Annotated in this window: 14 protein-coding genes and 1 pseudogene; 3 read left to right on the top strand and 12 right to left on the bottom strand. The window is 71.4% G+C overall.

Annotated features, from left to right (window positions below; genetic code table 11):
* Positions 1-128 precede the first annotated feature (128 nt).
* The 7 genes from V5O40_RS25835 to trpC all read right to left on the bottom strand — a co-directional run bounded on the left by V5O40_RS25835 (position 129) and on the right by trpC (position 15205).
* A complete protein-coding gene (locus tag V5O40_RS25835; protein ID WP_332907873.1) occupies positions 129-6473 on the bottom strand; it encodes an RHS repeat-associated core domain-containing protein in 6345 nt (2114 codons plus the stop codon).
* Positions 6474-6615: 142 nt separating this feature from the next.
* Entirely contained in the window at positions 6616-9306 is a 2691-nt protein-coding gene (locus V5O40_RS25830) for a LamG-like jellyroll fold domain-containing protein (protein WP_332907872.1), read from the bottom strand.
* Between the two features lie 360 nt (positions 9307-9666).
* Positions 9667-10848 carry an FAD-dependent oxidoreductase gene (locus tag V5O40_RS25825; RefSeq protein WP_332907871.1) on the bottom strand — a complete coding sequence of 394 codons (1182 nt, stop codon included), beginning with the start codon at positions 10846-10848 and terminating at the stop codon, positions 9667-9669.
* A 15-nt stretch (positions 10849-10863) separates the two neighbouring features.
* Positions 10864-12135, bottom strand: a complete 1272-nt coding sequence (lgt, locus tag V5O40_RS25820) for a prolipoprotein diacylglyceryl transferase (protein WP_332907870.1) — start codon at positions 12133-12135, stop codon at positions 10864-10866.
* A 168-nt stretch (positions 12136-12303) separates the two neighbouring features.
* Positions 12304-13119 (bottom strand): tryptophan synthase subunit alpha, encoded by an 816-nt coding sequence (gene trpA / locus V5O40_RS25815; protein WP_332907869.1) that lies wholly within the window; start codon positions 13117-13119, stop codon positions 12304-12306.
* Between the two features lie 4 nt (positions 13120-13123).
* The gene (gene trpB / locus V5O40_RS25810; RefSeq protein WP_332907868.1) at positions 13124-14362 is read right to left on the bottom strand and encodes a tryptophan synthase subunit beta; all 1239 of its coding nucleotides are present in this window, start codon (positions 14360-14362) and stop codon (positions 13124-13126) included.
* Positions 14363-14401: 39 nt separating this feature from the next.
* Complete coding sequence (gene trpC, locus V5O40_RS25805; RefSeq protein ID WP_332907875.1) at positions 14402-15205, bottom strand: indole-3-glycerol phosphate synthase TrpC; 804 nt, start codon at positions 15203-15205, stop codon at positions 14402-14404.
* A gap of 442 nt (positions 15206-15647) precedes the next feature.
* Here trpC and V5O40_RS25800 point away from each other — a divergent pair, with 442 nt between their 5' ends.
* On the top strand, positions 15648-15905 hold the full coding sequence (locus V5O40_RS25800; RefSeq protein WP_269737441.1) for a hypothetical protein: 258 nt from the start codon (positions 15648-15650) through the stop codon (positions 15903-15905).
* A 62-nt stretch (positions 15906-15967) separates the two neighbouring features.
* Here V5O40_RS25800 and V5O40_RS25795 read toward each other — a convergent pair whose 3' ends face one another.
* From V5O40_RS25795 to V5O40_RS25775, 5 genes and pseudogenes are all read right to left on the bottom strand, one after another.
* Positions 15968-16534, bottom strand: a complete 567-nt coding sequence (locus V5O40_RS25795; protein WP_332907867.1) for a Trp biosynthesis-associated membrane protein — start codon at positions 16532-16534, stop codon at positions 15968-15970.
* Positions 16535-16589: 55 nt separating this feature from the next.
* Entirely contained in the window at positions 16590-18143 is a 1554-nt protein-coding gene (locus V5O40_RS25790) for an anthranilate synthase component I (RefSeq protein WP_332907866.1), read from the bottom strand.
* Positions 18144-18219: 76 nt separating this feature from the next.
* Complete coding sequence (gene hisI / locus V5O40_RS25785; RefSeq protein WP_332907874.1) at positions 18220-18648, bottom strand: phosphoribosyl-AMP cyclohydrolase; 429 nt, start codon at positions 18646-18648, stop codon at positions 18220-18222.
* A gap of 180 nt (positions 18649-18828) precedes the next feature.
* Positions 18829-19152 (bottom strand): annotated as a pseudogene (locus tag V5O40_RS25780) (phosphoribosyl-AMP cyclohydrolase); the annotation flags it as partial.
* Positions 19153-19645: 493 nt separating this feature from the next.
* Positions 19646-20038: a MerR family transcriptional regulator gene (locus tag V5O40_RS25775; protein ID WP_269737444.1), complete on the bottom strand. Its 393-nt coding sequence runs from the start codon at positions 20036-20038 to the stop codon at positions 19646-19648.
* Between the two features lie 123 nt (positions 20039-20161).
* On the opposite strand from V5O40_RS25775, the gene V5O40_RS25770 reads away from it, so the two are divergent.
* Together V5O40_RS25770 and V5O40_RS25765 are read left to right on the top strand one after the other, a co-directional pair.
* Entirely contained in the window at positions 20162-20896 is a 735-nt protein-coding gene (locus V5O40_RS25770) for an ABC transporter ATP-binding protein (protein WP_269737445.1), read from the top strand.
* The gene (locus tag V5O40_RS25765; RefSeq protein WP_332907865.1) at positions 20893-21648 is read left to right on the top strand and encodes an ABC transporter permease; all 756 of its coding nucleotides are present in this window, start codon (positions 20893-20895) and stop codon (positions 21646-21648) included. The genes V5O40_RS25770 and V5O40_RS25765 overlap by 4 nt, the downstream gene beginning before the upstream one ends.
* Positions 21649-21733 lie beyond the last annotated feature (85 nt).

Below are 21733 nucleotides of genomic sequence, written 5' to 3'. Positions count from 1 at the left end.
CCCCCCCCCCGCGCCCCGCGCGGGGGGGGCCCCCCCCCGGGGGGGGGGCCCCCCCTGTTTCAATTCCCGCGGGGCCCCCCCCCACCTCACTCGACCCGGGTCAGCGACCGGGCGCTACGCGATCCTGCCTAGATACCGCCGAGTCGCCCGGGCGTCCAGTTGTACGTCGGCGTTCGCACCGGCGCGGACGGCGAATTCTTCGCCGGCGTCGCCTTTGGCCGGTAACCGCCGCTGCCACTGCCTCTGGCGCCGCTGCTCGCCTTGACGACATTACGCGGCGCCTGCTGCGGGAACAGCGTCGCGTGCCGTGAGGACTCGCAGCCGACGTACCACTTGCAGGTGTTGTAGTTGACGTTCTCCAGCAACATCACGTTGCCCATGAAGTCCAGCCCGGTCTTGGGCTGTTTGATCACCTGATCCGCGGCCTCTCCGAGGACCCGGCGATGGGTGCTGACGGCGAAGTCGGCGAACATCATCCCCTGGGTCTCCATCTGGTACGCCAGCTTCCGGTAGCTCTCGTCCTGGCCGGGGCGGCGGGCACCCTGCTGGAACTTGTGGTTCTGCCAGCCAACCTTCATGTGCTGAAACTTGGCGGCGGTGAACTTCGTTGCCGGGCCGGCGGTAGCCTTGATCAACTTGCCGGCCTGGATCACGGCCTTCCCGCCGGGAATCAGGCCGGCCACTCCGACCGCGGCGTCGGTGTATTCGCCGTTCTTGAAGCTCTTGCCCGCATCGTAGGCACCGAACCCCGCCGAGGCCGCCGCGAGGAACGGCGCAGCCACCTGTAGCGGCGGAATGACCGAACACGCCATTGCCGCCACCCCCAGCCCGAGCGAGATGTTCCCGGCGTTGTCATGCAGGAACTTCCCGGTCGCCTTGGCAGCATTCGTAGCCTTCTGCACGATGCTCCGGAGGAACTCACCGTCCGGGTCGGTGAAGCTCACCGGGTTGTTGTTGCTGTACGCGTAGCCGTGCATCTGCTGGGGGTCGGCGTAGTCGATGACCGGGTCCACACTGATGAACCGGCCGATGAACGGGTCGTACTCCCGGGCGCCGATGTGGGTCAGGCCGGTGGGATCCTTGGTGCCGCCAACGAACCCCTTGTCCATGGCGGCCGGCCAGGTGCCGACCGCGCTGCCCCGGGTGTCGCCGTACGGCAGGGTGCGGCGCTTGGCCACCGCCAGAGTGGCCGCGTTGATGGTGATCTCGGCGGTGCCGTGGTGGTCACCGAGGATCCAGTACAGACCCTGACCGGTCCGCATCGCGACGACCGCTTCCGCGTGGGTGTAGTAGCGGGTGGCGGTCTTCGCGGCGGTGGCGTTGGTGTAGCGGATCTCCAGACCGCCGGGCAGGTAGAGGGTCTTGCCGGTGGCATCGGCACGGGTCAGCCGGTTGCCCTCGGTGTCGTAGCGGAAGCTGGTGGTGCTGCCACCCTCGGTGACGCTCTCCAGGTCACCTTCCCGGTTCCACACCAGACTCTGGGTGGCGCCGCTGGCGGTGGGCCGGGTGACGGTGTTGCCGGCGTTGTCGTAGCCGTAGTTACGGCTCCACGAGACGCCTCCGGTCGCGGTGACGTTGGTGACCGTGTGCGGCCTGGCCGAACCCGCCGGCGGATGGGTGTAGGTGAAGGTGGTGCTGGTTCCCGCGTGCCGGGTCTCGGTCAACCGGTTGCCGGTGACGTCGAAGGTCCAGGAGTGCCAGTAGGGCGCCGGTCCACCGAGTCCGGCGACGGTGGGACTCACGGCACAATCACCGGAGCCGGGGGTCCAGGCCCGGGTCAGCCGCCGCAGATGGTCGTAGTTGTAGCACTGCGTGTCGGCGGTCTGCCCCTGCGGCTGCTCCTTGATCTTGGTGATGTTGCCGGCCGCGTCGTGTTCGTAGGACCAGTTCGCCGCCTCCGGCTGCAGCTCCGGCACCACGTTGGTGCCCTTGAGCCGGCGGGTCGGCTCGTCGAAGTCGGAGGTGACCGCGACCCGGGAGCCGTACTGGCCCAGTTCCCGCCCGGTCAGCTGGCCCAACTTGTTGTAGGTCACCGCCCCGACGTAGATCTGTGCCGCCGACAGCAAGGAGCCGTCCTCGCTGAGATCGTTGTAGCCGAAGGTCAGCCGTTCCGCCGGCAGATCGGCCGCGGCCGGCAGGTTGACCTGGTGCACCTGTCCGTTGACCCGGTAACTGGTGGTCGTGGTGTAGACGCAGGGATTCGGCGCCGCCGCGCACAGCTGAGCCTCCGACGAGGGCACCACCAGGGAGGTGGAGGTGGTCCGCCCGAACGCGTCGTAGGAATCGGTCCGACTGGTCCACGCCTCGCTACCGATGTAGCGCGTGGTTGAGGTCAGCTTGCCCTTTCCGTTGGGCAGCGTGTCGAAGACCCAGTCGGCCCGCTTCACGCCGGTCGGGCTGTCATCCCGCACACTGGTCTTGCGACCCAGTTCGTCGTAGGTGTAGGCGACGGTCGCGGTGCCGTTGCCCAACGGCGCCGTCACCGTGAGCACATTGCCCTCGACGTCGTACGTGGAGTTCGTCGTGCCCTTGTCCGGGTCGACCGACTGGATCTCCCGGCCGCGCAGGTCGTAGCTGTACGACCAGGTGTTGCCGGCCGGGTCCTTGATGGTCTTCTGCTGCCCGAGCAGGGTGTAGGTGTACTGCGTCTCGTCGTAGGTGGCGGGATCTGTCGACCCGACGTCGGTTCGGTTCTTGTACTGCCGCAGCCGGGTGGTCTGCCCCTTGGCGTCGGTGATGACGGTGCTGACGATGCCGCCCTGCGGGGCCGTGACGTGCGTCCGGTCGCCGCCGTGGCTGGTGCTGGTCCGCCACTTCTCCACGCCGAGAGCCTTGAAGATCTCGGCGGTCTGCCGACCGGCCCCGTCGTACACGTTCTGCGTGATCGACGGGATCTGCCCCTGCGGCGTGCCAAGCGTGTTCGAGGGTGCCGCGTTGGTGGAGTCGTAGTACGGCTCGGAGGTCCACTCCACCTCGCCACGGGCGTTGTGGAACGTCTCCGCCAACAACCGCCCGCCACCGGTGGCCTGGGTCTGGCTCTGCCGCTCGCGCAGGAACCCGTCGTACAGGGTGACCGACTTCTTGTACGTCGAACCGGTCACCAGCAGGCTCTCGGTGGTGACGGCGGTCGGACCGCCGCTGTTGCGCACCAGATAGCTGATCTTCGTGCTCGGGGTCTGGTTGGCCTTGTTCCGACCGGGCAACCACACGTTGGTCAGCCGGCCCAGACCGTCGTAGGTCAGGTCCGTGAACGCCCCGTTCTCGTCGGTCACCCGGGTGGCGAGGTTCCACGCCGGTTCCCGCGCGGTGGTCTTCGTGTGACCGAGCGGGTTGGTCTCCACCGTCTGGGTGAGCAGGCCACCGTTGGCCGTCGTGTAGTCGGTGGTGCTGCTGTAACCCCTGGCGTCGGTCGTGGAGGTGACCCGGCCGTTGCCGTCGTAGCTGGTCGACTGGGTGCGCACATATACCGGGGTGGAGCCGTTGAAGCGGTCCAGATCCTCGGCACGCACCACGTTGCCCCTGGTCGGGGCCGCGCCAAAGGACGAGTCGCCGGTGTAGCTGTCGTAGAAGGAGCGCTCCCGCTTGAGCACTGTGGCCGGCGTGGCCGTGCTCGGCGCGTCCGCGCACCTGACCGACAGCGTCTCCTTCTGGCTGACCCGGTCGATCATCCAGCTGTCGTCGTTGCGGGCGTAGCTGGTACGGGTACAGGTCTCGTCCCCGGTGACGTTCTCGTCACCGGCGTCGTCCACCGCCGTCGGCAAACCGTCCGGGTTGTACGTGGTGGCGGTCTTCGTGATCCGGAAGCCGCCGGTCGCGAGCGCGGTCCGGGTCCGGGTCGAGGCGTTGTTGACCATCCAGGCGTTGGTGGTGACGCCGTTGCGGGTCCGGGTCGCGGTCGGACCGCGGCGCCACGGCTCGTTGAGGGTGGAGGACACCTCGGCACCGTTGACGCCGCCACTGCTGACCCCGTTGTAGGTGATCTCCTGGCGGACGAAGCCCTGCAACGCCTCGTGGTCGGTGATCGAGCCGCCCCAGGTGTCGACCACCTGCACGTCGCGGCTGCCGTTGTTGGGTTGCTTGTCGCCGTGCATGCCGCGCAGGTAGCGGTACTCGACGGAGGTCTGCACCCCGTTGGTCGGGTCGCCCTGGCGAACCCGAACCCGGCCGTAGCCGCGCCAGTCGCCCCAGGTGCGGTGCTTGTCCTTGGTCAGTTCGTCGGTGTTGTACGCCCAGGCGGGGGTGTCCAGGTAGTCGTAGAAGGTGGTCTGGTTGGGTTGGTCGGTGACCAGGTCGTCCTGGTCGATCCGGGTCACCACGTACTTGTGGAACCAGTCGAGGGTCGGGTCGCCGCTGCCCGGCCAGGAGAAGTACGCCGGCATGCACCGCTTGGTGTTCGAGTGCGGCGTCGGCAGGCTGCCGCGGGTGCAGTCGTGGCCCGAATAGGTGATCAGGATGTCGCCGCCGGACTCGGTGCGGATCTGCTTGATCCGCCACCGGTTCAACTCGGTGCGCTGGTCCGACGGCCCGTCCACCCGGTTGGCCAACGGCTCCGCCCCAGGGTTGAACGTGATCTCCGGATCGGAGACCGCGACACCGCCGGCGGTGGTCACGTGCCCGGTGCGGGTCACGCCGCGCAGCCACATCGGCGTGCCTTCACCGGTGCCGGCGTTGATGAACTCGTGCCGCAACGCCCAGGACTCCACATCCCGGTACGACGAGGTGCCGTTACGCAACTGCGCGGTGACCTTGGTCAGCCGCCGTGCCGACCAGAACGTCGGTGCGTTCTGCTCCACGCACGGCGACTCCTTGCAGTACTGGTCCCACGGCGTGTCCGGCCACGAGTTCGGCTTCGGGTCCGAGGTCCACGCCGTTCCCGTCCAGCAGTTCGACAGGCACCGCTCGTTGGTCTCGAACGTCACCCGCAGAGGGGCCGCCGCGCTGTACTCCGAGCCCTTGCGCATGCCGTACTCGATGCGGTCCAGGTAGCCGCCCCGGTCGTAGGTGGTCCGCTGGGTCGGCGTGTTGTTGCGCCCGTACGCGCCGGTCTCCTTCTTGTAGAAGTATGCGAGAGAGTTGTTGTTCGGGTCGACGACGTAGTCGAGGTTCCACCGCCACCCCTGGTCGCAGCGGGCGTTGGCGAACGTCGAGTGGTAGCACGGCTCGCCGGAGTTGTTGCCGTACACCGGGGCGGTCCACGTCGAGTTGGTCACCGGCTTGTCCGAGGACCAGCCCGGCAGCCGGTGGTAGCCGAAGTAGTACTGCACCCCGTCGGTGGTGGTCACCTTCCAGTACTCGTTGTCGTCGTCGCCGTTGTTCCGGGTCGAGTCGGTGACCCGCTCGATCTTGGTGCCGTCGTCATTCTTCAACCGCCACACCGACCCGCTGCGGACCAGTTCGCCCGCCCGGCCGTTCAGCGACAGCGTCGCGTTGTCGCTGAACCAGCACAGGTCACCGGTCTTGTGGTCCGGGTTGTCGTCTCCGCAGGAGGCGTAGCGCCGCTCGATGAAGCCCGGCCAGGACGTCCAACCGTCGCCCACCCAACCGCCCTGGTTGTTCGTCATCGCGGTCATGCCGTCCACGCTGCCCGACGAGTACGCCAGGCTCACCGACGGTGCCGGGCCGCCCAACGACGGCGGCATCCGCAGTTCGTACGACCAGGAGAAGTCGCCGGTCTGCGTCGACACCTCCCAGGCGCCGGCGGGCGACAGGTCGGTGGCCTTGTAGTCACCGTTGTCGCCGTCCGAGTCGGCCTGCACGGCGAGCAGCGTCATCGCTTCGCCCGACAGGTTCAGCCGCGCCGACACCGTCGACGCCTGCGGGTCGTTCACCGTCGGCACCGGCGTCGACGTCTGGCATTCCGCGAGTTGCGGCGTGCTAGCCGCACATTCCGGCCGCCGCACCAGCCGCAGCCGCGACGCCCAGTCACCACCGAACGCGTGCGCGAACTCCGAGAAGTCCACCTCGACAGACACCTGACCATTGCCCGTCCTGCCGTCCGCGCGCCGCAGACCCAGCAGCACACCCTGCACACCCGCCCGCGTCGTCGCCGCCCGGTCGAACATCCGTACCGACACCACGTCCGGTCCGGCCAACGCCCGGGCGCCGGAGCCCTCCGACTCCACGGCGGAGACCGTCACCGGCAGCTCGCCGGCCCGACCCGCACCGGCCACCTTCGGCCGGACCGTCGCCGTACCGGCTGCCGGCCAGCTCACCGGGCGCGGCTGACGCACTGTCCGCGACTCCGCTGAGAACGCCGCACGAGCGGCCTTCGGCCGGGCGTCGGTCACCTGCAGCCCGGCGACCTCCTTCGGCTTCGGCGGATCCCACTTCGGCGCCGCCTCGGCAGCCGACGGCTGCTCGAACATCGTGACCGCCAGGACAAACGCCAGCGGGGTGGCCAGCCACCGTACGCGGCGATTGGTACGCACCATCGTGCTCGCCCGCTGTCGCGGGCCACCGACCTCAACGCTCATCGCTCTGCTCCCCATGCATGCTTCGACAGACAAACCGGAGGTGGAACGGGACGAACCAAAGACCAAAGGAGACCGGCTCGGGCAGCCTGACGTGACCGGGGTCGGACCGCCCGGAGCCGGATGAGTTCGCGGTTGCGTGGAGCTACTGAGCGGCCTGCTGGCAGATCTCCCAGGCCGACAGGGTGCGCTGGAACGCGTGCACGTCATCGATCTCGCCGCGCCAACGGTTCACGGCCGCACCCGACGACTGTCCCCGGCCGATCGCGAACGATCCGGTCGCCGACCAGGTACCCGTGAACGACGTCTCGGCGGTCTCGCCACCGCAGCTGAGCAGGTCACCCATCACGTACGCGCGGATCTTGTCGGCGGCGGCGTCGTACACACCGGCCAGGTGCACCCAGGTGCCCTCGGTCGGCGTCCCCCAGGTGGCACCGTCCGTGCAGGCGCTGGTGGCGTTTCCACCGTCGGTGGGGCTCATCGCGAAGCACCAGCCGCCCGCGCCGCCGTTGGCGTCCTTGTTGTACATCAACTGGAAGCGACTGGCCGCCGTACCGTCCTGACTGACGGCCACCTGATAGTCGTGCGCCGCGAGGTCGGCGGCGCGGACCCAGGCCATCACCGTGAAGCTCCTGGTGGTGTCCAGCACCGGCCCGGTGGTGGTGATCTGACCGCCCGTTCCGGTGAACGAGGCGGCGTTGCTCAGGTAGCCCGGCCCGAACGCCACCGAACCCGACAACGTCCCCGGCGACAGTGCGCTACCACCCGAGCCCGAGTCCGCCGCCGTCGAGCCGGACGCCTCGTCGAACTTCCAGCGGGCGAACTTGTTCGGCACCGGCGACACCCAGAACTGGTGCGGGTGCGTCGGGCTGATGTTGCCGGCGATGTCCTTGGCCACCACGTTCAGCGTGTGCACCATGTCCGTGGCCGGAGTGTGCGCCACCGACATCGTCTTCGGGTTGGTGCCCGACGCCGTGACCGTGGTTGCCGCGCCGTTGTCCACCCACCAGGTGAAGTCGGCGATGTCCGAGCCGCCGCTGGCCGCGAAGGTGCCCGCGGTGCCCACCTCGGCACCCCACTGCCGCAGCGGATACTGCGTCGAGGACACCAACGAGATCACCGGTGGTGCCGTGTCCACGCTCAGCGTCTGCCACCCCGACCAGTCGCCGGTCAGGTTGTTCTCGTCCTTGGACTGCGCCCGCCAGTAGTAGGTCGACCCGTTGGCCAACCCGGACGGCACCTTCCATGTGGCGGTGCCCGGTGCCGCTGTTGTCGTCGGCGCCGAGGAGTTACCTGCCACCAGCGTCGCCGACGCCGACGCCGAGGTGCGCACCTCGAAGGTGGTCTTCAGGTTCCCGTTGTACGGGTCGGACACGTTCGCCCGCAGCGTCGGTGTCGTGGTGCGCACCACTGCCGGCGACGTGCACGCCTTGTAGCAGTCCGTCGTCGTGGTGAACGCCTGCGCGACCGGCGGGTTGGGCTTCTTGTCGTACGTCGCGACCAGGTACGTGCTGCCGGTGAAGAACTTCTTCCACCGCTCCTGCGTCGACTCGTACTGCCCGTCGCTGTTGCAGGCGCACAACCCGACGGTGTAGGTCGTCGCATTCGCCGTCGCCCGATTCTGCACATCGTTCTTCAGCGTGGAGCCCTCGAAGACCGCGTTCGCGTCCGGCTGCACCGACCCACAGCCACCGGCCTCGTTGGCGTTGCCCTCCCACGAGTCCAACCAGTACGACGACGGCAACGGCCGCGTCGACCACGACATCCGGGCCCCGCTGGACACCGTGATCGCTGACGTCCGGTACAGGTGCACCCACGTCGGGCCACACGACCACGAGTGGTCCAACTTCATGGTCACCTTCGCGGACAGAATCTGCGTACCGCGCAGGGCCGAGACGTTGAAGTCGAAGAACGAGCGGTACAACACCCCGTCGTACGAGTTGCGGCCCACCCACGCCCGGTTGCCCACGTCCCAGTTCTTGTTCGCGCTGTTCGCGTACGCCCACTTCGACCGCAACCCGTTGAACGGCGGATCCACGAACACCGGCCACGTCACCGACGGGTCATCCAACACCGCCTCGTCCGCGAGCACGGTCAGCTCACCGTCATCGACCTCCAACGCGACATCCGTCCGCCGCGACGTGACGCTGGGCTCCGCACCCGTCGCCGGCTGGACCTCCGCCGGGTCAGCGCCACGCAACGAGGTCACCTCGCCCGCGAGCGCCGGATCCACCGACGAGTCCCACATCGACGCCGCGTGCGTGACCGCCACCGTCTCGCCCGCCGGATCAATCAGCCGCAGCCCACCACGGGCATCCGACTCCACCTGGAGGTCTCCACCGAGCGCGTACCGGATCTGACGCACCGCCGGGTTCGCCGCCGCGGCCGGAGTCAGAATCTCCACCGCGTGCGAGAAGCCCTCCCGCAACGCTGTCACATGCAGATTCACCCCAGGAAGCACCGCGTCGTACACCGCGGTCGCACCGCTCAGCCGCGGCGCTGGTAGCGCCCCCAAGGGCCACGAGACCGTGAACGACGAATCGCCCGTCCGCCAGCTCACCAACGGCCCCGACCCACCGGCTGAAAAACGAACATCCGTCAACGTCGCCGCCGGCACCACCGCGCCACCGGACACCGACAACGTGGGGTCGATCGCCGCCCACGAACCATCGCCCCGGCGAACCCGCTGCGGCACCGCCGCCACCGTCAACGTCTGCGAACCCGACGGCTCCACCACCACCTGCTCGAACTCGGTCCGCTCACTCAATGCCTCCACCGACACACCACACTCGGAGGCCAACGCCGCGGCAGCCGCCTCGTCCGCGGCTTCCGTCACCGAGCAGTCCGGGGCCGGTGTGGACTGAGCCAGGGCGGACGTGGGTTCGCCGGCCACCACGCCGAGTCCTGATCCGATCAGTGCGACAACCGAGGCGATCGCCAGCCGGCGCGGTCGACGCGACCGAATCTGGGCAGGTTGATACCATAAATAAGTGACCAAAGTAGACACCCCCGTGAATTGATCACTCACTTTCTCTTGCACATTTCGATCTGTCAACGCCTCGAAACAGCAGCCTGCGGCATTTGTTCGACACTGTCGGGAAGATCATGTGTGCGAGCCGTGATCAATATGCCGACCCGGTCGATCCGGGCGGCGAGGTCGTCGGGGTGACGGTCAGGCTGGGCGGGGAGCCAACGGTCAGGCTGGCGGCCGCCACTGGGTGGCGATCGAGGCGGCGGTGCCGAGCAGGCGGGGGGTGATGGTGCCCAGGGCGGCGTCGCGGGCGCGCAGCGCAAGGCGACCTCGGGTGCGCAGCACGGCGGACATTCGGCGCGTCTGCCGGACCACGGCCGCCGCGCGGGGCCGCCGCGCCCGGTCGTACGCCACCACCGCGTCGGGCAGGGTCGACTCGCGCAGCAGCGCGGCGAGCGTCGCGGCGTCCTCGAAGGCGAGGCAGGCACCCTGCCCGAGGTGCGGTGGCATGGCGTGCGCGGCGTCACCGAGCAGCACCACCCCGCCCGGCCCGGCCGGATAGCCGAACGCCCGGGGCAGCGGACGCAGCTCGCGGATCTCCCGCTGCACCAGGTCGGCCGGTTCGGTCGCGGCCAGCAGTTCGTCGACCGGCGCGGGCCACCCGGCGTACCAGCGACGCAGCAGCGCCAACTGCGTCTCGGGCGGTTCGGGTCGGGCGGCACCCGCCGCGGTGGCCATCCAGTAGATGCCGCCCCGGCTGGAGGCACCGGAGGAGCCGCGCTCGCCCAGCGAGGCGGAGACGAACCGGTAACCGGCACCGAGGATCTCACCGCCCACCGCGTCGGCCAGGCTCGGCGCGCGGTACCAGGGGATGACCGCCCGCCAGGCGGCGCAGCCGGAGCTGACCACCCCGGACGCGGGGGCGAGCTGGCGACGGATCACGCTGTCCGTACCGTCGGCGGCGATGACCAGGTCCGCTTCGTACGTGTGCCGGCCGTCGCCGACGGCGGGCCGCTCACCAGCGGCCGCCCGCACCGTCCGCACCGTCACCCCGGTACGCAGTTCGACCCGCTCGCCGAGGCCCGCGATCAGCGCGTCGTGCAGGTCCTCCCGGTGCACCACCACCGGCAGGCGTTCGGCCGGCGTCGGTCGTGGTTGCACCAGCCAGTGCCCGTCCGGGCGGCGTACCCCGCCGTCGGACAGGACGGTGGCGATGGCGTCCAGACCGGCACCGAGCCCGAGCGTGCGCAGCGCCCGGACCCCGTTGGGCCAGAGCACCACGGCGGCCGGCTCCGGGCGGATCCGGTCGGCCCGCTCCAGGAGGGTGACCTGCCAGCCCGAGCGGGCGAGCGCACCGGAGACCGCCAGGCCGCCCAGCCCGCCGCCGACCACCACCGCGGTCCGCATGGCGTCCCCCTGACCTCAGCTGTCGCGCTCGGCGGGCCGCGCGGCGGCGGACTCCGCCGCCGTGCCCTCGGCCGGTGCGCCCGACGCCGGCGCGGCGTGCGCGGCGTCGGCTGGACCGCCGGCCGACCCGGCGCGCCCACCGGCCGACCCGGCGCTCGCACCAGCCGGCTCGGCGGACCCGCCGGCCGACCCTTCGGGCTGCTCAGCCAACGGCCGGGATGCCGTGGTCGCCTCGTCGTCCAACCGGCCCGGATCGGGCTGAGCGCCCGCGTCGGGTGGCGCCTCGCCGGTCCGGCGCCAGTGCGCGAACTGCTCCTCGTCGACCACGCGGTAACCCTCGGGCCTGGCCTGCTCGGTGGTGGCGCCCTTGGCCGACAGGTCCACCTGCGAGACGTCGGAGCTGGCGGACGGGGCGGTGGCGACGCTCGGCAGACCCACCGGGATCAGGTACTCCCGTGGCCCGCGCACCCGCAGGAAGTAGACGAGGGCGCCGAGGAACACCAGCGCCGCGGTCCAGACGTTGATCCGTACGCCGAGGATCGTGTTGGCGTCGTCGGTACGCATCATCTCGATCCAGAACCGGCCGGCGGTGTAGCCCATCACGTAGAGGGCGAAGGCGCGACCACGGCCGAGCCGCAGCTTACGGTCGACGAGATACACCATCGCGGCGACGCCGACGTTCCACAGCAGCTCGTACGCGAAGGTCGGGTGGTAGAGCCCCTCCTCCAGGATCGGCTGGCCGGCCTCGTCGCGCAGTGCCTGGCCGCCCTCCATCCGGTGGATCTCCAGCCCCCAGGGCAGGTCGGTCCGCCCGCCGTAGAGCTCGTTGTTGAACCAGTTGCCCAGCCGGCCGATCGCCTGGGCCAGCGGCAGACCTGGTGCCAGCGCGTCGGCGACCGTCGTCAGCGGCATGCCCAGTTGCCGGGCCCCGATCCAGGCGCCGACCGCGCCACCGGCGACCGCGCCCCAGATACCCAGCCCACCCTCGTAAATCAAGAAGATCTTGAACCAGTCCCCGCCGGTGCCGAAGTACGGGGCCGGTGAGGTGATCACGTGGTAGATCCGGGCGCCGATGATGCCCGCCGGCACCGCCCAGAGGGCGATGTCGAGCACCGCGCCCGGGGCCGCGCCGCGCTGGCGCAGCCGCCGCTCGGTGACCCAGCAGGCCACCGCGATGCCGGCGAGGATGCACAGCGCGTACGCCCGGATGGGCAACGGGCCGAGCTGCCAAACGGCGTTGCTCGGACTCGGGATGGCGGCCAGGGACGTCGGCGAGGCGAGACTCACGGGTGCACACGCTACCGCTGCGCACCCCCGTACCGTCACCCCGGTCCGCCGCCCCTCCCCACCCCCACCCCCGCGATCTTGCACTTCCGGTCGCCACAAAGCCGACATTCTTCGCAGCATAGCGACCAAAACTGCAAGATCGACGACGCGGTGGGGTGGGGTGGGGTGTTAGCGGGTTGGGTGGTGGACGCCGTCGGACAGTTCGGCGCTCAGGGTGCGCAGGGCGGTCAGCGCGGCCGCCTCGTCGGGGGCGTCGAGCAGGCAGCGGATGAGCGCGCTGCCGACGATGACCGCGTCGGCGTACCCGGCGACGGTGGCGGCCTGAGCTCCGGTGCCCACGCCCAGGCCGACGCCGACCGGCAGGTCGGTGACCTCCCGCACCCGGGACACCAGCACCGGCGCCGCCTGCGAGGTCTGCGACCGGGCGCCGGTGACGCCCATGATCGCGGTGGCGTAGACGAAGCCCCGGCAGTGCGCCGCGGTCATCGCCAGCCGCTCGTCGGTCGACGACGGTGCGACCAGGAACGTGCGGTCCAGCCCGTGCGCGTCCGAGGCGGCCAGCCACTCGCCGGCCTCCTCCGGGATCAGGTCGGGCGTGATCAGCCCGGTGCCGCCGGCCGCGGCGAGGTCCCGGGCGAACGCGTCCACCCCGTAGCGCTCGATCGGGTTCCAGTAGGTCATCGTCACCACCGGGGCGCCGGTGGCGGCCACCGCCTCCACGATGCGCAGGGTGTCCCGGGTGCGCACCCCGCCGGCCAGCGCGATGTCGCTGGCACGCTGGATCACCGGGCCGTCCATCACCGGGTCGGAGTACGGGATCTCCACCTCGATCACGTCGACGCCCGCGGCGACCATCGCCTTCATCGCGGCGATGCTGCCCTCGACGGTGGGAAACCCGGCCGGCATGCAGCCGACCAGCAACGCCCGGCCGTCGGCCCGGGCCTTGTCGAACGCCACCCCGATCCGGCTGGTCCGCTCGCTCATGGCCTCACTCCTTGTCGAGGATGCCGAAGTACTCACCGGCGGTGTGCACGTCCTTGTCGCCCCGGCCGGAGAGGTTGACCACGATGGTGGGCTGCCGACCCAGCTCGGCGGCGAGCTTCGGCGCGATGGCCAGGGTGCCGGCCAGGGCGTGCGCGCTCTCGATCGCGGGGATGATCCCCTCGGTGCGGCAGAGCAGCTCGAAGGCGGCCATCGCCTCGTCGTCGGTGACCGGTTGGTAGGTGGCCCGGCCGGTGTCGTGCAGCCAGGCGTGTTCCGGGCCCACGCCCGGGTAGTCCAGGCCCGCGGAGATCGAGTGCGACTCCTGCGTCTGCCCGTCGGCGTCCTGGAGCACGAAGGTCCGGGTGCCGTGCAGGACACCGGTGGAGCCGCCGGTGATGCTGGCCGCGTGCCGGCCGGTGTCCACCCCGGCGCCGCCGGCCTCGAAGCCGTACAGCCGCACCTGCGGGTCGTCGGTGAAGGCGTGGAAGATGCCGAGCGCGTTGGAGCCGCCACCGACACAGGCGGTCACCGCGTCGGGCAGCGCACCGGTCAGGTCCAGGCACTGCGCCCGGGCCTCCTCGCCGATCCCCCGGACGAAGTCGCGGACCAACGCCGGGAAGGGGTGCGGCCCGGCGGCGGTACCGATCAGGTAGTGGGTCTCGTCGACGTTGGCGACCCAGTCCCGCATCGCCTCGTTCATCGCGTCCTTGAGGGTGCGCGAGCCGGTCGTCACCGGTACGACAGTGGCGCCGAGCATCCGCATCCGGGCCACGTTCAGCGCCTGCCGCTCGGTGTCGACCTGACCCATGTAGACCACGCACTCCAGGTCGAACAGGGCCGCGGCGGTGGCGGTGGCGACGCCGTGCTGGCCGGCACCGGTCTCGGCGATCACCCGCCGCTTGCCCATCCGCCGGGTCAGCAGCGCCTGACCGAGCACGTTGCGCACCTTGTGCGCGCCGGTGTGGTTGAGGTCCTCCCGCTTGAGCAGCACCCGGGCACCGGCCCGGGCGGAGAACCGGCGGGCCTCGTAGAGCAGCGAGGGCGTACCCGCGTAGTCGCGCAACAATTCGGCGAACTCGGTCCGGAACGACTCGTCGGCCATCGCCGCCCGGTGCGCCGACGCCAGCTCGTCGAGGGCGGCGACGAGCGCCTCCGGCACGAACCGGCCGCCGAACGTGCCGAAGTGGCCGGCGGCGTCGGGGAACTGCGCCGGCACCTCGACGTCCGTGGCGTCAGCACTCATCGCGGGTCCTCTCGCTCGCAAAGGGTCGCCGAACGCGGCTCAGCGCGCCGGGCGGGGGGTCGCCGGGTGGTTGCCGGCGTTGACCAGTTCGGCCACCGCCTCCCGGGGACTCTTCTGGGTGACCAGCCCCTCACCGACGAGCACCGCGTCGGCACCGGCCGAGGCGTACCGGATCAGGTCGTGCGGGCCGCGTACACCCGACTCGGCGATCTTGACGACGTGACTCGGCAGGCCGGGCGCGATCCGCTCGAACACCGACCGGTCGACCTGAAGGGTACGCAGGTCGCGGGCGTTGACCCCGATGACCTGGGCGCCGGCCTCCATGGCCCGGTCGGCCTCCTCCTCGTCGTGCACCTCGACCAGCGCGGTCATGCCCAGCGACTCGATCCGCTCCAGCAGGCCGACCAGCGCGTTCTGCTCGAGCGCGGCGACGATGAGCAGCACCAGGTCGGCGCCGTGCGCGCGGGCCTCGTGCACCTGGTAGCTGGAGACCACGAAGTCCTTGCGCAGCACCGGGATGTTCACCGCGGCCCGCACGGCGGCCAGGTCGTCGAGTGACCCACCGAACCAGCGTCCCTCGGTGAGCACACTTATCGCCCGGGCCCCACCGGCCGCGTACTCGCCGGCCAGGTCCGCCGGGTCGGCGATCTCGGCCAGCTTGCCCTTGGACGGCGAGGCGCGCTTCACCTCGGCGATGACGGCGACGCCGGGCCGGCGCAGCGCCGCGTACGCGTCGAGCGGCGGCGGCGCGGCGGCGGCGAGTTCACGGATCCGCTCCAGCGGAACCTGTTCCTGCCGCCGGGCCACGTCCTCCCGGACGCCGGCCAGGATCTCGTCGAGCACGCTGACGGGCGCCGCCGGGCCGGCCTCGTTCCCCTCCGCGTGCGCATGTTCAGCAGTCACCAACGGACTCCCCTCTCCGGGTGTCATGGGCCGATGCTAGGGGGCCCCACCTGGACCCGACCGCCGGGGGTATGGCGCGCCTCACGAATCGGGCTGCGGCATAATGGCCGACTTGCGCGCACGGGTCGTCACCATGAGTAACGACATCATCGACGATCGCCCATATAGGGGCCTTCCGGCCGCCCGGTCGGCGGTCAGCGATCCGGCCACATCGATGGTGTGACCAAGCTCAAGGACCAAGGTCCCTGTGCCGGTCACGCCCTCTACCGCAGAGTTGACGGTGCGGTCATCACCAGGAAACCCGGGCCGAGCAGCATCAGGCTCGGGCACACTCAATGACGCGCCTGCCCCACCGTCACGACGATCTCTCCCCGGGGTGATCATGAGTACCTCCGCGCCGCACCAGACCATCGGACTCACCACCATCTCGCGCACCGTCGCGTCGCTCGCCGTCGGTGTGGTCCACACGTTGGAGCGGGCAATGGTCGGGCCGGACCGGATGCGGACCGCGTCCGGCAACGCCTGGGAGGCCATCTGTGCCGACCGGGCCCGAGCCGACCAGCGGGCCGAACTGGACCGCCTCGTCGCGGAACTCACCGCGGCCCGCGCCCACGCCCGCGCCCGCCAGCCGGTCGGCTGACCGCACCCGCACCTCTCGCGGCGCACGGCGCCACCCCCGGCCACCCGGCAACCTCCGGCCGGTCAGCGGACCGTCGGATCCTCGCCGCGGTCCAGGGCCTCCCACGCCTCGACGGTGCCCGCGCCACCGATCGGGCCGCTGGTGCCGGCCGGCCGAGAGGTCCGACGCTCGTAGCGGGCCCCCATCGCCGGCCAGCGGTGCCCACGCAACATGGTCGACGAACCACCGACAGCGGCGAGGAGCCCGCCGAGCAGGGTGAGGGCCGGCCACTGCCAGGTGACCGGATCACCCAGGTCACCGACGAGCCCGTACCCTCCACCGGCCGCGACGGCCAGACCGAGCAGGGTCAGCAGCCCGCCGAGCACCCGACGCGGCCGGCCCCGGGTGGCCAGCACCGCACCGCCGCCGGCCAGCCCGACGAGGGCCAGCGCCGGCAGCCACGGCAGCAACTGCCCGCCGGTGCGCTCCTCCACCAGCAGCATCGGCTCCGAGCGGCCGACCACGTCGACCACCCAGGTGCGGGTCGCCGCCCACAGCGCCAACCCCGCGCCGGCCAGGCAGAGCAGCACGGCGTACGCCAGTTCGCGCCGGCCGGGCCGCCCGCCGCCGGTCCCCTCCGTCGCGCTCACCGAGCTGACCTTCCGTTCGCGACCGCGGGACTCCGCTGCGCCACGTTCCTCGCGCTCACCGGGCTGGCCGGAGGGTTTCCGCGGCGGCGATGGCCGCCAGCACCGCGGCGGCCTTGTTCCGGGTCTCCTGGTCCTCGGCGGCCGGGTCGGAGTCGGCCACCACGCCGGCACCGGCCTGTACGTACGCCCGGCCAGCGCGGATCAGCGCGGTCCGGATCGCGATGGCCATGTCGAGATCGCCGGCGAACCCGAAGTAGCCGACCGTGCCGCCGTAGAGGCCCCGGCGGACCGGTTCCAACTCCTCGATGATCTCCATGGCGCGCACCTTCGGCGCGCCGGAGAGCGTGCCCGCCGGAAAGGTCGCGGCGAGCGCGTCGAAGGCGGTGCGGTCCGCCCGCAGCGTGCCGACCACCGTGGAGACGATGTGCATCACGTGGCTGTACCGCTCGATGGTGGCGAACTCCGGCACCTCGACGGTGCCGGGACGACACACCCGGCCCAGATCGTTGCGCCCCAGGTCGACGAGCATCACATGCTCGGCACGCTCCTTGGGATCGGCGAGCAGCTCGGCGGCGAGCCGGTTGTCGGCCTCCGGGGTCGCGCCGCGCGGACGGGTGCCGGCGATCGGATGCAGCAGCGCCCGCCGCTCGCCGTCCACCTCACCGGTCACCTTCAGGTGCGCCTCCGGTGACGACCCGACGATGTCGAAGTCGTCGAAGCGCAGCAGGTACATGTAAGGGCTGGGATTCGTGGTGCGCAGCACCCGGTAGACGTCCAGCGGGTCGGCGTCGGTCTCCCGCTCGAACCGCTGCGCGAGCACGATCTGGAAGCACTCACCGGCCCGGATCGCCTCCTTCGCCGCCTCCACCGCCTTCGGGTACCCGCCGTCCGGGGTACGGCTGCGCACCTCGCCGGCCGGCGGTCGGGCGACCGTGGCGACCATCGGCGGGATGGGCCGCGACAGTGCGGTGGTCATCGCGTCCAGCCGGCCCACCGCGTGGTGGTAGGCGGCGGTGACCCGCTCGTCGCGGCCCGGCTCGTCGAGCGGCGGCAGGATCGCGTTGGCGACCAGGATCGCCGAACCGTCGAAGTGGTCGAGCACCACCAGGTCGGTGGCGAGCATCATGCCAAGCTCGGGCAGGCGCAGGTCGTCCTCGGTGAGCGCGGGCAGCCGCTCGAAGCGGCGAATGAGGTCGTAGCCGAGATAGCCGACCATGCCGCCGGTCAGCGGTGGTGTCCCGTCACCCGGCGCGCCGGGCGGGCCGGCCAGCGCCGCCACCGTCGCGCGCAGCACCTCGACCGGGTCCCCGGTGGTCGGCAGCCCGACCGGCGGCACGCCGAGCCAGGCCGCGGCGCCGTCCCGCTCGACGAGCGTGGCGCTGCTGCGCACCCCGACGAAGGAGTACCGGGCCCAGGCCAGGCCGGACGAGCCGACGCCCTGCTCGGCGGACTCCAACAGGAACGTCCCCGGACCACCGGCGAGCTTGCGGTAGACGCCGACCGGGGTCTCCGCGTCGGCGAGCAGCCGGCGGGTGACCGGCACCACCCGCCACCGGGCGGCCAACTCCGTGAAGGTGGCCGCGTCCGGGCTCACCCGACCATCGCTCATGCCGGCACTCCGCTTCGCTCCGCGCCGCCATGAGGCACCACCGCGCTGAGCCTGATGATTCGCTCACTCCGCTCGCTCATGAGGCGACCTCGCCGGTGACCGGGAGTTCGTCGGAGAAGCAGGTGCGCTGCCCGGTGTGGCAGGCGGCGCCGACCTGGTCCACGCTCACCAGCACCGCGTCGCCGTCGCAGTCGAGGGCCACCGAGCGGACGTACTGGTGGTGGCCGGAGGTGGCGCCCTTGACCCAGTACTCACGCCGGCTGCGCGACCAGTAGGTGGCCCGACCGGTGGTCAACGTGCGGTGCAGCGCCTCGTCGTCCATCCAGGCCATCATCAGCACCTCGCCGCTGTCGTGTTGGCGGACCACGGCGGCCACCAGACCGTCGGGAGTACGCCGCAGGCGGCCGGCGATCGCCGGGTCGAGCCGAGACGGTCGCTGCGAACCGCCCGGCGACTCCGGCAGGTCAGGGTGGGCGCCGGTCACCGGCGCGTCAGGAACGGGCACAGTGACCCATTGTCCCGCACGCGGCGCGGGTACCCCAGCCGGCTCCCGGCTGACGGACGGCGTGCCGCCGTCGGGCCGACCCAACTGGGCCACGTAGCGGTCCAGCCGCCCGTCCAGCAGGGCGTCGGCGAGGTCCGGACCGGCCGCCCCGGCCACCTCGGTGGCGTACGGGCGGATCAGTGGCAGGGTGCCGGTCACCAGGCGGGCCGCCGCCGCCCACACCTGTCCGGTCGAGCCGGGACGCAGGCCGAGACAGCGCAGCATGTCCTCGCGGTAGCCGGCGGGTGCCACCGGCAGGTCGAGCGCGGCGGCAAAGGCCGACCGGCGGGAGACCACCCGTACCGACGGGTTCGCCAGCCGCAGCACCGACGGGCAGAGCCGGGCCAGGTCGGCGGCGGCCAGCCGGGCACCGAGCGCGTCCTCGGCGTCCCGGGCGGCGGCCACCTTGCCCAGCGTGGCGATCAGTTCCTCCAGCCGTGGCTCGTCGGCCGGCTGGCAGAGCACCGGCAGGTCGATGCGGTGCCGCCAGTAGGAGTCGGCCCACAGCAGCCGGGTGGGTGCCGTCACCGGCAGGCCGAACGCCCAGTCGGCCGGCTCACCGAGCCGGGTCACCCACGAGTGGATGTCCCGGGCCGCGACCGACACGTGGGTCAGTCGGCCGGAGTGCTCCGCGAGGTAGGCCCGCCGGGCCGCGTACGGAGCGCCGCCGAGCAGGACGTCGACGTCGACGTCGCTGTGCGCGGTGGCGGCCCGGCGCGCGTGGCTGCCGCGCAGCAGGATGCCCACCACGGGTCGGTCGGCGGTGGCCCGAAGCCGTGCGGTCCAGTCGTCGAAGAACCCACTGTCCGGTGACGGAGCGTGATCCACCGCGCCATCGTGCCGCACGTCCGATCGGGGTGCAATGCCCGGTGACGGACCTGGCGTCCGATCTGTGGCTACCTGCGCCTGCTACGGCCTTGTTACTCTACGAGATTTTCGTCCCGATCAGGAGCCTCGGTCAGTCGAGCTCGCCGAGCTCCGCCCGCCGGTAGTGGTCAATCTTGAAGTCGAGCACCTTGAGGTCCTCCTCCAGCTCGGCCATCCGGTGCAGCACCCGCACCCGATGCTCCTCGAACAGTGCCCGCCGGGCGCCGAGCGTGCCGTCACCCTGGCGGGCCAGTTCGACGTAGCGACGCATGTCGCGCACCGGCATGCCGGTGCGGCGCAGCCTGGTCAGCAGGAGCAGCCAGTTGACGTCCTGCGGGGTGTAGCGACGCCGGCCGGCGGAGTCCCGCCCCACCGGGGCCACCAGCCCCTCCTGCTCGTACCAACGCAGCGTGTGGGTGGTCAGGCCGACCCGCTGGGCCGCCTCGCTGACGGTGAAGGTCGGCTCCCGGGTACCGATGTCCATCGTTCGAGGGTCGCAGCCCCGACCGGTCCGACGCGACCCCGTTCCGGTGGCCGCGCCTTGCCGGAGCGGCGGTATTTCATCTACCGTTGATTTCACCAGACGATGAATTAAGGGAGGTGGGCGATGGCGGACGCGATCGCCGTCCGGGGCCTGGTCGTGGACCGGGGCGGACGGCGGGTGCTGCACGGGATCGACGCCACGGTGCCGCGTGGCTCGGTCACCGGCCTGCTCGGGCCGAGCGGCAGCGGCAAGACCACGTTGCTGCGGGCGATCGTCGGAGTGCAGGTGATCGCCGCCGGCACGGTGACGGTGCTCGGAGCCCCGGCCGGCTCGCCGCCGCTGCGCCACCGGGTCGGTTACCTGACCCAGGCGCCGAGCGTCTACGCCGACCTGACGGTGCGGGAGAACGCCCGCTACTTCGCGACCCTGCACGGTCGCGACCGGGCCGAGGCCGACCGCGCGGTGGCCGACGTCGGGCTGGCCTCGGCGGCCGGCCAACTGGTGGGCACCCTCTCCGGCGGCCAGCGCAGCCGGGCGTCGCTGGCCTGCGCACTTGTCGGCCAGCCCGAGCTGATCGTGTTGGACGAGCCCACCGTCGGCCAGGATCCGGTGCTGCGGGCCGACCTCTGGGCCCGCTTCCATGCCCTGGCCGCGACCGGGACGACCCTGCTGGTGTCCAGCCACGTGATGGACGAGGCCGCCCGGTGCGACCGGTTGCTGCTCATCCGCGAGGGCCGGCTCATCGCCGACGACACACCGGCGGCCGTCCGGGCCGCCGCCGGCGTGGACGATCTCGACGAGGCCTTCCTGCGGCTGATCCGAGCCGCCCAGCCCGACCCCTCCGGGGAGGCACGATGAACCCGCGCATCCTGGCCGCCACCGTCGGGCGCATCCTGCGGCAGTTGCGCCACGACAGACGCACCGTCGCGCTGCTGGTGGCCGTGCCGACCGTCCTGCTCACCCTGGTCTACTACATGTACGCCGACCAGCCCGCGCCGCCCGGACAGCCGTCGAGCTTCGACCGGATCGCCCTGGTGATGCTCGGCTTCTTCCCGTTCATCATCATGTTCCTGGTGACCAGCATCGCGATGCTGCGCGAGCGCACCACCGGCACGCTGGAACGACTGCTCACCACCCCACTGGCCAAGACCGACCTGCTCTTCGGGTACGGCATCGCCTTCGGGCTGGCCGGCGCGGTGCAGGCCGGCATCGCCTCGGCCGTCGCGTACTGGGTCTTCGGCCTCCAGACGGCCGGAAGCAGCGCCCTGGTCATCATGATCGCCGCGTTGAACGCGGTGCTCGCCGTCGCGCTCGGCCTGCTCTGCAGCGCCTTCGCCCGCACCGAGTTCCAGGCCGTACAGTTCATGCCGGTCGTGGTCGCACCACAACTGCTGCTCTGCGGGCTGTTCGTGCCCCGCGACGAGATGGCCGGCTGGTTGCAGGCGATCAGTGACGTGCTGCCCCTGTCGTACGCCGTCGAGGCCCTGCAGGAAGTCGGCACGCACGCCGAACCGACCGGCACGATGTGGCGCGACGTGGCGATCGTCGCCGCCGCGGCGGTGCTGGCGCTGGTGCTCGCCGCGGCCACCCTGCGCCGGCGCAGCGGCTGAGGCCCGTGGGGGGCGCCCCCCCCCCGCCCCCCCCCGCCGCGGGCGGGGCCCCCCCCCCCGCGGCCGGGGGGGGACCGGGGGGGCG

This window comes from Micromonospora palythoicola (assembly GCF_036689795.1).
GTDB lineage: Bacteria > Actinomycetota > Actinomycetes > Mycobacteriales > Micromonosporaceae > Micromonospora > Micromonospora palythoicola.
Note: the sequence above shows the minus strand (reverse complement) of the source record. Positions and strands in the feature narration are given on the sequence as shown.

Bases quoted from the DNA above. Each gene is read 5' to 3' on its own strand.
- V5O40_RS25835 (WP_332907873.1), bottom strand. From the start codon at position 6,473: ATGAGCGTTGAGGTCGGTGGCCCGCGACAGCGGGCGAGCACGATGGTG.
- V5O40_RS25770 (WP_269737445.1), top strand. From the start codon at position 20,162: ATGGCGGACGCGATCGCCGTCCGGGGCCTGGTCGTGGACCGGGGCGGA.
- trpB (WP_332907868.1), bottom strand. From the start codon at position 14,362: ATGAGTGCTGACGCCACGGACGTCGAGGTGCCGGCGCAGTTCCCCGAC.
- V5O40_RS25800 (WP_269737441.1), top strand. From the start codon at position 15,648: ATGAGTACCTCCGCGCCGCACCAGACCATCGGACTCACCACCATCTCG.
- V5O40_RS25765 (WP_332907865.1), top strand. From the start codon at position 20,893: ATGAACCCGCGCATCCTGGCCGCCACCGTCGGGCGCATCCTGCGGCAG.
- V5O40_RS25775 (WP_269737444.1), bottom strand. From the start codon at position 20,038: ATGGACATCGGTACCCGGGAGCCGACCTTCACCGTCAGCGAGGCGGCC.
- V5O40_RS25790 (WP_332907866.1), bottom strand. From the start codon at position 18,143: ATGAGCGATGGTCGGGTGAGCCCGGACGCGGCCACCTTCACGGAGTTG.
- V5O40_RS25825 (WP_332907871.1), bottom strand. From the start codon at position 10,848: ATGCGGACCGCGGTGGTGGTCGGCGGCGGGCTGGGCGGCCTGGCGGTC.
- trpA (WP_332907869.1), bottom strand. From the start codon at position 13,119: ATGAGCGAGCGGACCAGCCGGATCGGGGTGGCGTTCGACAAGGCCCGG.